12 protein-coding genes are annotated in these 12,228 nt (G+C 68.5%); all 12 read right to left on the bottom strand.

Annotated features, from left to right (window positions below; translation table 11 throughout):
* Nucleotides 1-4 precede the first annotated feature (4 nt).
* Nucleotides 5-373: a hypothetical protein gene (locus AC5Y5W_RS05710; RefSeq protein ID WP_500009061.1), complete on the bottom strand. Its 369-nt coding sequence runs from the start codon at nt 371-373 to the stop codon at nt 5-7.
* 84 nt (nt 374-457) lie between these two features.
* Nucleotides 458-1,264 (bottom strand): DivIVA-like cell division protein Wag31, encoded by an 807-nt coding sequence (gene wag31, locus AC5Y5W_RS05705; RefSeq protein ID WP_500009059.1) that lies wholly within the window; start codon nt 1,262-1,264, stop codon nt 458-460.
* 253 nt (nt 1,265-1,517) lie between these two features.
* Complete coding sequence (locus AC5Y5W_RS05700; protein WP_499884137.1) at nt 1,518-1,808, bottom strand: YggT family protein; 291 nt, start codon at nt 1,806-1,808, stop codon at nt 1,518-1,520.
* A gap of 146 nt (nt 1,809-1,954) precedes the next feature.
* Complete coding sequence (locus AC5Y5W_RS05695; RefSeq protein WP_499884138.1) at nt 1,955-2,605, bottom strand: cell division protein SepF; 651 nt, start codon at nt 2,603-2,605, stop codon at nt 1,955-1,957.
* A gap of 66 nt (nt 2,606-2,671) precedes the next feature.
* Nucleotides 2,672-3,445, bottom strand: a complete 774-nt coding sequence (locus AC5Y5W_RS05690) for a YggS family pyridoxal phosphate-dependent enzyme (protein WP_500009113.1) — start codon at nt 3,443-3,445, stop codon at nt 2,672-2,674.
* Nucleotides 3,442-4,149 carry a peptidoglycan editing factor PgeF gene (pgeF, locus tag AC5Y5W_RS05685; RefSeq protein ID WP_500009058.1) on the bottom strand — a complete coding sequence of 236 codons (708 nt, stop codon included), beginning with the start codon at nt 4,147-4,149 and terminating at the stop codon, nt 3,442-3,444. The genes AC5Y5W_RS05690 and pgeF overlap by 4 nt, the downstream gene beginning before the upstream one ends.
* Nucleotides 4,150-4,170: 21 nt before the next feature.
* A complete protein-coding gene (ftsZ, locus tag AC5Y5W_RS05680) occupies nt 4,171-5,316 on the bottom strand; it encodes a cell division protein FtsZ (protein ID WP_500009112.1) in 1,146 nt (381 codons plus the stop codon).
* Between the two features lie 239 nt (nt 5,317-5,555).
* Nucleotides 5,556-6,509, bottom strand: a complete 954-nt coding sequence (locus AC5Y5W_RS05675; protein WP_500009057.1) for a cell division protein FtsQ/DivIB — start codon at nt 6,507-6,509, stop codon at nt 5,556-5,558.
* Nucleotides 6,503-7,963, bottom strand: coding sequence for a UDP-N-acetylmuramate--L-alanine ligase (murC, locus tag AC5Y5W_RS05670; protein ID WP_500009055.1), 1,461 nt, complete (start codon nt 7,961-7,963; stop codon nt 6,503-6,505). Before murC ends, AC5Y5W_RS05675 begins: the two co-directional genes overlap by 7 nt.
* The gene (gene murG / locus AC5Y5W_RS05665) at nt 7,960-9,156 is read right to left on the bottom strand and encodes an undecaprenyldiphospho-muramoylpentapeptide beta-N-acetylglucosaminyltransferase (RefSeq protein WP_500009054.1); all 1,197 of its coding nucleotides are present in this window, start codon (nt 9,154-9,156) and stop codon (nt 7,960-7,962) included. Before murG ends, murC begins: the two co-directional genes overlap by 4 nt.
* Nucleotides 9,153-10,751, bottom strand: coding sequence for a putative lipid II flippase FtsW (ftsW, locus tag AC5Y5W_RS05660; RefSeq protein ID WP_500009053.1), 1,599 nt, complete (start codon nt 10,749-10,751; stop codon nt 9,153-9,155). The genes murG and ftsW overlap by 4 nt, the downstream gene beginning before the upstream one ends.
* Nucleotides 10,752-10,757: 6 nt before the next feature.
* Complete coding sequence (gene murD / locus AC5Y5W_RS05655) at nt 10,758-12,227, bottom strand: UDP-N-acetylmuramoyl-L-alanine--D-glutamate ligase (protein ID WP_500009052.1); 1,470 nt, start codon at nt 12,225-12,227, stop codon at nt 10,758-10,760.
* Nucleotide 12,228: the final 1 nt, after the last annotated feature.

Genomic DNA, 12,228 nt, shown 5'->3' with positions numbered 1-12,228 from the left:
TTGTTTATTCCTCGTCCTCGGGCCGGGGCTCGGTTGACTGGGCCGACTGTTGGCTAGTGCCCACACCGTTGGGTACGGATCCCTCGCCTTCGTCGGCAGCGTCCTCGGGATAGTCGGCATAGGCGTTCTCGTCGGCGCCACTCTCGCTGGCGCTGCTGACTTCGCGCTGCGCTCCCTCGGCCTCGGCGGGCTTATCGGCGGCTGTGTCGGCCGCGCGTCGCCGCCGTTCCTGTAGCGCATCGATGATCAACAGCACGACGCCCAGCACACTGGCCGCGATGCAGACCCAGGCCACCAGCTCGTTGCTGGTGACGACGGCGAACACCAGCGCGGCAAGACCTATCACCGCTAGCACCAGCGCAATAATCAGCATCGGTTAACCTCCAGCCGCGGGGGCATGCATCATTGTTGCCAAGACTGCACGATACGGACCGTCCGGTCCGCCGCCTTCGGCTGCTTAGTTATTACCCCGATTGAACTGGTTGAACCCCCCGGCATCGTTGGTTGCGCTTGAGTCGACCGGAGCCGCCGATCCGCGCTGGCCCAGCTCCTCGAGCTGTGATTCCAGGTAGGTCTTGAGCCGGGTGCGGTACTCGCGTTCGAAGGTGCGCAGCTGCTCGAGGCGGCCTTCCAGCACGGTGCGCTGTTGGTTGATGGTGCCCATGATCTCGGAGTGCTTACGCTCGGCATCGGCCTGCAGTGCGTCGGCCTTTTCTTGGGCCTGGCGCAGCTGGGTCTCCGATCGAGTCTGTGCGTCGCCGAGCATCGCGTCGGCGCGCTGCCGGGCTTCTGCGACGGCAGTGTCCGCTTCCCGCCGGGCCTCGGTGAGGATTTGGTCGGCGTTGGCACGGGCGTCGGCCATCAGTTTGTCGGACTCGGCTTTGGCCGTGCTGGTCAGCCGGTCGGCGGTGTCCTGGGCCAAGCTGAGCACCTTGGCGGCCTTCATGGCCTGTTCCTCGCTGGTCGAGGCTGCGGGAGCGGCGGCCGGCTGTGGTGCGGGCCTGGCGGGCTCCGGTTCCGGTTCGGGCTCGTAGACGGGCATGGCCTGGCTGGTCTGAGCGCCGCCACCGGAGCGGGCGCCGGCCAGCTCTTGGTCGAGTTCGTTGACCCGCTGACGCAGATCGGCGTTCTCCTCGATCAGCCTGGTCAGCTCGTTCTCCACCAAGTCGAGGAAGGCGTCGACTTCGTCTTCGTTGTAGCCGCGCTTGCCGATGGGCGGCTTACTGAACGCCACATTGTGAACGTCGGCTGGTGTCAGCGGCATTGTTTGCCCCCTCGAGTCTGGACGATCAAACCAACCTGGAAAGTCTAGATCGGTATGAACGGTGTGGTAGCCATACTGCAACTGCGGCCCATCCTGTCACACCAGACCCGCCGGTTGCCGAATCGGTCAATAAATAAGACCGAATTTCAATCTTTAAGAAACACGAGATCAGGGCGATAAGACAACGAAATGCACTGACCCAAACGCAGTTAAGCGACGCTGCCCGCCCGGCCGAGAGCAGCGCGGACCGTGGCTACCCCGAGTAATCGAGTGCGATTTGCGAGGCGACGAACGCCACCAGCATCAGCACCATGATGGACAGGTCGAAACGGACGGCGCCGATGGTGAGCTGCGGTATGAGCCGGCGCAGCAGCTTCACCGGTGGATCGGTGATCGACATGATGATCTCCAGAATCACCACCGTGAGACCGCGCGGCCGCCAGTCGCGGCTGAACGACCGGATGAACTCGACGACGATCCGAGCGATCAGCAGCAGCCAAAAGATGAATAGCGCAAAACCCAGGATGTGGATGAACAGCGCCAACGAGAGCCCGACCTTACTGATGAGGATGTGACGATCACGACAGCACCGACCGCGGCCGGCACGATGACCGTCAGCCTACCGACTCGCTCCGGCGAGCCGTACACGAGGCGAGACGCTGCCTACGCCGTAGCCGCGGCGCGCGGTCCTTACTGGTACGCGTAGAAGCCGGTCTCGGCAATCCGGCGACGTTCCTCGGGCGACACGTCGACGTCGGCGGGTGAGAGCAAAAACACCTTGGTGGCGACTTTGTCGAAGGAGCCGCGCAGCGCGAAGGCCAACCCCGCGGCGAAGTCGACAAGGCGTTTGGCGTCGGCGTTGTCCATCGACACCAGGTCCATGATCACCGGGGTGCCGTCGCGGAACCGCTCGCCGATGGTGCGGGCCTCGCTGTAGTCCTTGGGCCGCAGCGTGGTGATCTTCGACAACGGGCTGCCCTCATCGAAGAGCATCGCCATCCGACGCGGGTCCATCGCCAACGCACCGCGAGTGGCTGACCGCAGCGAGGCGAACCGCGGCCGGGACAACTCGGTGCGCTCGTAGTCGCGCGGCCGGAAACGATGGTCGTCGGAGTAACCGCCCCGGTAGCTGCCGGGTGGATAGTCCCCCGGTTCGCTGCGCGGATCGTCGTAGTCGTGCCCGTCGAAGCGGTCTTCGTAGCGGCCGTAGCCATCTTCGGCGAACCGCTGACGCCCATAGCCCGGACGCGCTGGCGCGCGGTCGTCGTCGTAGTACTCGTCGTCGTAGTCCTCCATCGGAGCCATACCGAAGTAGGCCTTGACCTTGTGCAGTGTGCTCATCGCGGGACCCCTTCTAGGCTGCTGAAGATGTGGTGTCTGTGATGAAGATGTGACTGGAGTGACTATTCACGGTGACGGTAGCGGTCTTCGACCCAATAACGCGGTACCGACACGCACACACGTCGAACCATGTTTGACCGCCGTTTCCAGGTCGTTTGACATACCGGCCGACAATCCCGCGGCATTCGGATGCGCCTCGCGTACCCGCTCGTGCTCGGATTGCAGCCGGTCGAAAGCTCTGTCGGGCTCCCAGTCCAGCGGCGGGATGCCCATCAGGCCAACGAGTTCCAGGTATTCGGCCTCGTCCACCCGGGAGCAGACTTCGTCGACGGCCGCAGGCTGGGTGACGTCGACGCCGCCGCGCGACACGTCGCCGTCGAGGCTGATCTGGACATAGACGCGCAGCGGTGCCGTTCGGCGATGCTCACGCAGCGCCGCACCAACGGCGCGGTCGAGGGCATCGACTATTCGGGCGCTGCTGACCGAATGGGCGGTGTGCGCCCAGTTGGCCAGCGACCCGACCTTGTTGCGCTGAATCTGGCCCACCATGTGCCACTCCACCCCGGGTCGATCGCGGCCCAGCAATCCGGCGACTTCATCCACCTTCGCCGCGGCCTCCTGCTCGCGGGATTCGCCAAAGGCGCGACACCCCAATCCCGACAAAATCGCCACATCTGTTGCGGGAAAGAATTTGGTTATCGGCAGCAGTTCAATTCCGTCCACATTCCGTTCAGCCGCGTCCGCGGCTGCCGCAAGCCGCGCCCGCAGTGCACGCAAAGCGTCGGCCAATTCCGATTCCCGCTCCCGGTGCGGTGAGAAGTTTGCCGCCGCCGCACTCATTGCATCCACACCACCGACGCCAGCCGCCCGGTGGGCGCGTCACGGCGATGGCTGAACAGGCTGGGGTCGTCCACCGTGCAGCGCGGGTCGACGTCGATGGCCGTTACGCCCAAATTCTTGAGCTGGCAAGTGATTCCGGCTCGAAGGTCCAATCCGGGCGTGCCGGCCGAGGTGGTGGTCCGACTGCCCGGCAGCGCCGCTTCGACCTCGTCGGCCATTGCGGCGGGCACTTCGTAGTTGCGGCCGCTGACCGCCGGGCCCAGCAGCGCGGAAACGTCCTTGGTCTGCGCGCCGAGGGTCAGCATGGCTTCCAGCGCACGGGCCACGACGCCGCCCGCCGCACCGACGCGTCCGGCATGCACGGCAGCGACCACCCCGGCACGCGCGTCGGCCATCAACACCGGCACGCAATCGGCACTCAACGCGGCCAGCGCCAGCCGCGGCGTTTTGGTCACCAAGGCATCGGTGTCGTTCACCGGTAAGCTGCGCGGCCCGTCGACCACCTCGACCCGGTCACTGTGCACTTGATTCATCCAGATCACCCGATCGGCACCGAGGCCGAGCGCTGCGGCCAGCCGGGCCCGATTGGCGGCCACCGCAGCGGGGTCGTCACCGACATGGTCACCGAGGTTGAAGCTGTCGAACGGCGGCGCCGAGACACCGCCCGACCGGGTGGTCGTCACGCGCCGGATGCGAACGCTCACCTGCCCAGTATCGTCGGCGGGCTAGCGCCGCATGAAAGGCGGCACGTCGACGTCCTCGTCGTCGTCGCCGCCGATATCCAGCGTCGAACCGTTGGTCTGCAACGGCATGCTGAGCGCGTCGGCCGGCTCGAACAGCGACGAGGTGACCTTGCCCGCCTTGGCCGACGCGATGGTCTGGGCTTGCGCCTGACCGCTGCCGACGATCGGTTTGCGACCCGGTCCGGTGGCGTCGAAGCCCGCTGCGATGACCGTGATGCGCACTTCGTCGCCCAGCGAGTCGTCGATGACCGTGCCGAAAATGATGTTGGCGTCTTGATGGGCAGCGTCTTGCACCAGCGAGGCCGCCTCGTTGATCTCGAACAGGCCCAGATCGCTGCCGCCGGCGATCGACAGCAGAACGCCCTGCGCGCCCTCCATCGAGGCTTCCAGTAGCGGAGAGTTGATCGCGACCTCGGCAGCCTTGAGCGCCCGGCCTTCGCCGCGGGCCGAGCCGATGCCCATCAGCGCGCTGCCGGCGCCGGACATGACGCCCTTGACGTCGGCGAAGTCGACGTTGATCAGCCCCGGGGTGGTGATCAGGTCGGTGATGCCCTGCACCCCGTTGAGCAGTACCTCGTCGGCGCTGCGGAAGGCATCCATCAGCGACACGGCGGCGTCGCCCATCTGCAGCAGCCGGTCGTTGGGGATCACGATCAGGGTGTCGCAGCTTTCCCGTAGTGCCGCGATGCCGTTTTCGGCTTGGGTGCTGCGTCGCTTGCCCTCAAACGAGAACGGCCGGGTGACGACGCCGACGGTCAGCGCCCCGAGCTTGCGCGAGATGCTGGCCACTACTGGAGCTCCGCCGGTGCCGGTGCCGCCGCCTTCACCGGCGGTGACAAACACCATGTCGGCGCCGCGGAGCAGCTCTTCGATCTCGTCTTTGGCGTCCTCGGCCGCCCGTCGCCCGACCTCGGGGTCGGCGCCGGCGCCCAGGCCGCGGGTGGAGTCGCGGCCGACATCGAGCTTGACGTCAGCGTCGCTCATCAACAGCGCCTGGGCGTCGGTGTTGATGGCGATGAACTCCACGCCTTTGAGGCCCTGTTCGATCATCCGGTTGACGGCGTTGACACCACCGCCGCCGATGCCCACGACTTTGATGACGGCCAGGTAGTTGTGCGGGGGGGTCATCATTGCGTCTTCCTCCCTAGATGGGACTCGGCTTGGTGTGGCGGTCCACTCCTGGCAAACCTCAACCTCAACTAGAGGCTTAGAGTTATGTCAAGTTGTTTCGCGCAAACAGAACGGTATGGGCACGGCGGACGCGATCGACGCAGGCGCGCCGAAACGTTGCGGGCGAATTTCGGCCAATTTTTGCCGGACCATGCCGAGCGTTGGAGTGGCGCTGCGGGCTGCGTGGCGGGTCGCGACTACTTGACCGTCGGCAGATCTGGGCTGGATACGTCGTAGGTCCGCCCCGGCTGGGTCAACAGCGCCGCCAGCTTCTCGGCCTTTTCCTCGGTGCGGTCGGTGGTCCCCCAGATCACCGTGCGCCCGTCGGCCAGCGTCAGCGTGATCGAGGCGACGGACGGCGCCGCGATCCGGCCCACCTGACCGGCCACCTCGGGGCGCAACGCGGTCAGTACCTCGAGCGCCGCCTTGGTGGCCGGGTCGTTCGGCCCGGGGTTATCGACGTCGATATAGGGCAACGCCGGCGGCGGCGGCGCGGTGGCGAAGTCGACCCCGTCGCGGTCGTAGAGATGCGGCCCGTCGGGAAAGTCTTTGACCACCACCGGAACCCGCTCGACGATCGTGATCCGCAGCGCCGACGGGTATTGGCGCTGCACCCGCGCGCTGGCCACCCGCCGAATCGCGGCCACCCGGTCGGCGACCCCGTCGGTGTTGATCTGCAGCAGCGGGGTTCCGAGTCGGACCTTCGCCGCGTCGAGCACCTCGTCGCGCGTCACCGCCCCGATCCCGGTCACGATGATGCTGCGCGCAGACATCACCGGCGTGAAGTAGAGGATCAGCCCCAGCCCGGTGGCGGCCAGGGCCACCAGCACCGACGCGAGCACCATTTTCAGTCCTCGAACCGCGCCCCGCGGAACGGGTTTGGGTTCGCTGAGACCGCCTCCGCGGGCCCGCCGCTTGGCCTCTCGTCGGGCCTGCTCGATCGCGGTGGCGCGGGCCTGCGCGGCGCGACGTTCGGCGCGTTCCCTGCGTGCGCGTCGCCGCGGACCCTCGACGGGCTCCGGTTGCCCGGCTTGCCCTTCGCCGCCCGCATCGTCGCCGGCCTGCTCGACCGGTTCCTGGTCTGACGCCGTAGCCGCGATCGGTTCGGTGACCGCCTCAGAAGTCGGGCTGTCGTCTGGTTCGCTCACCACAGCACCCCCGGCCGGCCCGGCGCGCTGCGGTTGGCCCGCACCCGCAGCGCCGTCACGATCTCCGGCCCGAGCATCGTCACGTCGCCGGCACCCATGGTGACGACGACATCGCCCGGGCCGGCCGCCGCGGCCACCACCTCGGCGACGGCCGAGAAATCCGGCAGATAGTGCACCGGCACGCTGACATGCTCGGCGACGCTGGCCCCGCTCACGCCGGCCAGCGGCTGCTCACGGGCGGCATAGACGTCGAGCACGAAAACCTCGTCGGCGCCGTTGAGTGCGCGGCCGAACTCGGCAGCGAAATCCTTTGTCCGCGAATACAGATGCGGCTGGAAAACCACCAACGATCGGCCGCTGCCGGCCTGCTCGAGCAGGGTGCGCACGGCCGCCAGCGTCGCGCCGATCTCCGTCGGGTGGTGTGCGTAGTCGTCGAATACCCGCACCGACCCCGCGGTCCCGATCAACTCGAATCGGCGGCGCACACCCTCGAAACCGGCCAGCCCGTCGAGCACCGCGTCGGGCGGCGCGCCGATCTCGACCGCGGCCAGCAGCGCGCCTAACGCGTTGAGCGCCATGTGCCGGCCCGGCACCGCCAGCCGCATCACCCGCGGATGGGCTTCCCCGGCCAACTGGACGTGGGCGACTGCGCCGGTGCCCTGCTGCTCCCACGACAGCAGCGCACCGCTCAACTGCTCCGGAGCGCCGCTGCCATAGCGAAGCACCCGAATGCCCAGCGGCGCAGTGCGTTCGGCCAACGCCGACGCGCCGGGATCGTCGGTGCAGACGACGAGTGCTCCGCCCGGGGCAAGACGCTCGACGAACGAGTCGAACACCGCGGCGTAGGCATCGGCGCTGCCGAAGAAGTCCAGATGGTCCGCCTCGATGTTGGTGACGACGGCGACGTTGGGCGTGTACTCCAGCAGCGAGCCGTCACTTTCGTCGGCCTCGGCGACAAAGCAGTCGCCGCTGCCGTGGTGGGCGTTGGTGCCCGCCTCACCCATCTCGCCGCCGACCGCGAAGGACGGGTCGCACCCGCAATGCTGCAGCGCGACGATGAGCATCGACGTCGTCGTCGTCTTCCCGTGCGTGCCGGTGATCATCAGCGTGGTGCGCCCGGCCATCAGCTTGGCCAGCACCGCCGGGCGCAACACCACCGGAATGCCGCGCCGGCGGGCTTCGACGAGCTCGGGGTTGGTTTTCGGGATCGCGGCATGCGTGGTGATGACCGCGGTGGCGCCGCCGGGCAGCAGATCCAGCGACGACGCATCGTGGCCGATCCGGATCAGTGCGCCGCGGGCACGCAGCGCCCGCACCCCGCGCGACTCCTTGGCGTCGGATCCCGACACTTTCCCGCCGCGGTCGAGCAGGATGCGGGCGATCCCCGACATGCCCGCTCCCCCGATGCCGACCATGTGGACTCGCTGCAGGTCGGGTGGCAGCGACTCGGCGCTCATCGCCGCCCCCGCCCGGTTCTGGCGCGCTTTCCGTCCCGCGCCTCGCGCGCGACGTCCAGCGCGGCGCGCGCCACCTGCTCGGCCGCGTCGGGGTGTCCGGCCAGCGCCGCGGCAGCCGTCATCGCCGACAGCCGCGGCGCGTCGTCCAGCAGTGCGGCTACCTGCTCGGCCACGAACCCCGGCGTCAGGTCGGCGTCGGCGACCAGCAGTCCGCCGCCGGCGTTGACCACCGGGAGCGCGTTGAGCCGCTGCTCGCCGTTACCGATCGGCAGCGGCACGTACACCGCGGGCAGGCCCACCGCGGAGACCTCGGCCACCGTCATCGCCCCGGAGCGGCAGATCGCCAGGTCGGCCGCCGCATACGCCAGGTCCATCCGGCTCAGGTAGGGCACGGCGACATATGGCGGGTCGCCGGGCGCTGGGGTGCGCAGCTCGATGGTGTTCTTGGCGCCGTAGGCGTGCAGCACCGCCACTCCGGCGGCGGCCAGCTCTGCGGCGGCCGCCGCGACGGCCCGGTTGATCGACGCGGCGCCCTGCGAACCGCCGAACACCAGCAGCACTCGGGCATCGTCGGCGAAGCCGAAATGCACCCGCGCCTCGGCCCGCAACGCCGTGCGGTCCAGGGCGGTGATCGCCGCGCGGACCGGCACGCCGACCACTTCGGCGCGCGGCAAGCCGGGGTCGGGCACCGCCGAGAGCACCCGCCGGGCGTTGCGGGCGCCGACCCGGTTGGCCAACCCGGCACTGGCGTTGGCCTCGTGAATCACCACCGCAACGCGACGGCGACGGGCGGCGAGGTAGGCGGGCAGCGCGACGTATCCACCGAATCCGATGATCACATCGGCATTGACATCGTCGAGCACCGCGCGGGTTTGGCGGACAGCGCGCATCACCCGCGCCGGCAACCGGACCAGATCTCCGGTCGGCTTGCGCGGCAACGGCACCGGGGTGATCAGCTCGAGACGGTAGCCACGCTCGGGCACCAGCCTGGTTTCCAGGCCCCGCGCGGTTCCCAAGGCGGTGATCCGGACCTGCGAATCCAGTGCGACCAGCGCGTCAGCGACGGCCATCGCGGGCTCGACGTGCCCGGCGGTGCCGCCGCCAGCGAGCACCACCGACAATGACCGGCCACCGGGCCGGCTTCCCGAGTCGCTGTTCACCCCGCTGGTCGGCTCTGTGACAGAGTCGTTCACCCGTAACGCTGACCTTCCAGTGCGCGAGCGCGCTTGCCGCGTAGCTGACGCTGGTCGGCGAAGCGCTGTTCACGTCCATAATGCCGCCCCCGCAAGCGGGCGGCGGCGCCTGCCTCCGGGTGCTGGCCCCCGGACCGGCGGGCGGCGCTTCCGGACCCCCGGACCCGCCGATCCATTTTCGGGGGTCTGCCCGATCGGCTGGCCGACGGGGCCCGGTCAGCTTTGCGCTGCTGCTTGGGTGGTTGCGGGCGGGACCGCAGGCGGTCGCGCAGCGCCTCAACGCGGGTGGGCGAATACGGCTCGGGCAACGGCAGTCGCAACAGCCGGTTCATCCGGTCGTCGCGCCCCGCGCGCAGGGCGGCAACGGCCTCGGGTTCGTGCCGGGCCGCGTTGGCCATCACTCCGATCATCAGAAGTGTTGTGGCCGTGGATGTCCCACCAGCTGAGATGAGTGGTAGCTGGATCCCGGTGACCGGCAGCAGCCCGATCACGTAGCCCACGTTGATGAACACCTGACCGGCGATCCACAAGGTGATGGTGGCGGTCAGCAGCCGCAAGAACGGGTCGGCCGAGCGCCGCGCGATCCGCATGCCGGTGTAGGCGAACAATCCGAACAGCGCCAGCAGTCCAAAGGCGCCGACGAAACCGAGTTCCTCGCCGATGATCGCGAAGATGAAGTCGTTGTGGGCATTGGGCAGATAGTTCCATTTGGCGGCGCCCTGACCCAGGCCGTCGCCGAATACGCCGCCGTTGGCCAGCGCATACTTGGCCTGTTTGGCCTGGTATCCGGAGCCCTGTGAGTCGGCGCCGGGATTCAGCCAGGATTGGACCCGGTCGGAGCGGTAACCCTCGGACACCGCGAGGATCGACGCCGCCACCATGACCGCGAGCAGCGAGCTGCAGAACACCCGCAACGGCAACCCGGCGTACCACAGCAGGGCCAGCAGGATGATGCCCAGTGACACCGTCTGCCCCAGGTCGGGCTCGGCGACGATCAAGGCCAGTGCGATCACCGCGGCCGGTACCAGCGGAATCAGCATTTCCCGCAGCGTGGCGCGCTCCATGCGTCGAGCGGCCAGCAGGTGCGCACCCCAGATGGCGAAGGCGATCTTGGTCAGCTCGGAGGGCTGCATCGAGAATCCGTGGATCACGAACCACCCGCTGGAGCCGTTGGAGATGGTGCCGATGCCCGGGACAAGCACCAGCACCAGCAAGACGATGGTGAATGCGAAGCCCGCGAAGGCGACCCGGCGCATGAACTGCACCGGCATCCGCAGCGCCACATAGCAGGCGATCAGGCCGACCACCGTCCACAGCACTTGCTTACCGAAGATGATCCAGGCTGACCCATCGGCGTCATAGGAGTGCACGCCAGACGCCGAGAGCACCATGGTCAGGCCGAGCGTGGTCAACAGCGCTGCCACGGCGATGATCAGGTGAAACGACGTCATGGGCCGGCCCAGCCAGGCGCCGAACCGGGTCCGCGGACCGCGTGACGCGCTGGTGGCGGCGGCGACCTTGTCGGGTGCGTCCGCCTCCGCCGTCTCCCCGCCCTTCGTGCCCCGGCGCAGTAACCGGGTCAGCGCGTTGCTCACCAGTGGCTACCGAGTCGTGGCACGTGCGGCGGCCGCGAATGCGTCGCCCCGGTCGGCATAACCGCTGAACTGGTCGAAGGATGCGCCAGCCGGCGCCAGTAGCACGGTGTCGCCGGGAGCGGCCAGATCGCGCGCGGCGGCCACGGCCGCGCTCATCACGCGACTGCCGACGGCCTCGTCGGGCACCTGAACAACTCTTGTCACAGGAGTAACAGAAGACTCAGCAGTCGCATGCATATCAATATCCTCGCCTGTCACAACCTGTACGACGGGGACATCGGGCGCGTGTCGTGATAACGCCTCGGCAACCGCGGCCCGGTCACGACCGATCAGCACCGCTCCGACCAGGCGATTTGCGATCCTGGCCACGGTCGTGTCGATCGACGCACCCTTGAGCAGACCGCCGGCGATCCACACCACCCGCGGGTAAGCCAGCACCGACGCCTCAGCGGCGTGCGGGTTGGTGGCCTTGGAATCGTCGACGTAGCTGATTCCGTCGACGACGGCGACGACCTCTGCGCGATGCCGGCCAACCTGAAACCTCGCCAGGGCGTCGGCGATCGCGTCGGCGCCGACCCCGACGCTGCGGGCCAGCGCCGCAGCGGCCAGCGCGTCGAGCACGCCTACCGGACCGGGCACCGGTATTGACGCGGCGGGCGCAAGCGCCAGTCCGTCGGAGCTGGCGGAGAAGAAAGCTCGGTCGATCAGCATGCCGTCGCGTACGCCGAGCTGCCCGACGGCGGGTTCGCCGAGGCGGAATCCGACGTGCACCGGGGCCGGCGCGCTGTCCAACAGCGCGGCCGCCCGGATGTCGTCCAGCCCGACGACGGCCACCCGACCGCCGAGCACCTGCGCCTTGGCGGCGGTGTAGTCGGCCATCGTGGCATGCCAGTCGAGGTGGTCCTCGGCGATGTTGAGCACCACGCCGGCCTCGGGCCGCACCGACGGCGCCCAGTGCAGCTGAAAGCTGGACAGTTCGACGGCCAGCAGGTCAGCGGGCTCGCGGAGCGCGTCCAGCACCGGTTTGCCGATGTTGCCGCAGAGCCGGGCGTCCAGCCCCGCGGCGCTCAGCATGGCCTGCAACATCGACGTGGTGGTGGTCTTGCCGTTGGTGCCGGTGACAGCCAGCCAGCGCCGGGGCGGCCCGTAATGACCGGATGCGTCGAGCCGCCAAGCCAGCTCGACGTCGCCCCAGATAGGGATGCCGGCCGCGGCGGCGGCCACCAGCACCGGCGCGGTCGGCCGGAAACCCGGGCTGGTGATCACCAGGGCGTAATCGCCAATACGCTCGGCGGCCGCCGACGGCGTCACGGTCGCCACTCCGGCGTCGGCGTGTAGCTGCCGGGTGGTCGGGTCGTCGTCGCACAGGATTGCCGTCGCACCCAGCGAGGCCAACGCGGTCAGCACCGACTTTCCGGTGATACCGCCGCCGGTGACTAGTACGGAGGCACCGGCAAACAGCGGGTCGAGCGTCACG

The sequence above is a fragment of the Mycobacterium sp. NGS51 genome, assembly GCF_059812525.1.
Note: the sequence above shows the minus strand (reverse complement) of the source record. Positions and strands in the feature narration are given on the sequence as shown.

Coding starts and splice junctions, on each gene's coding strand:
- AC5Y5W_RS05710 (WP_500009061.1), bottom strand. CDS start 373: ATGCTGATTATTGCGCTGGTGCTAGCGGTGATAGGTCTTGCCGCGCTG.
- wag31 (WP_500009059.1), bottom strand. CDS start 1,264: ATGCCGCTGACACCAGCCGACGTTCACAATGTGGCGTTCAGTAAGCCG.
- AC5Y5W_RS05695 (WP_499884138.1), bottom strand. CDS start 2,605: ATGAGCACACTGCACAAGGTCAAGGCCTACTTCGGTATGGCTCCGATG.
- AC5Y5W_RS05690 (WP_500009113.1), bottom strand. CDS start 3,445: ATGAGTGCGGCGGCGGCAAACTTCTCACCGCACCGGGAGCGGGAATCG.
- ftsZ (WP_500009112.1), bottom strand. CDS start 5,316: ATGACCCCCCCGCACAACTACCTGGCCGTCATCAAAGTCGTGGGCATC.
- murC (WP_500009055.1), bottom strand. CDS start 7,963: ATGAGCGCCGAGTCGCTGCCACCCGACCTGCAGCGAGTCCACATGGTC.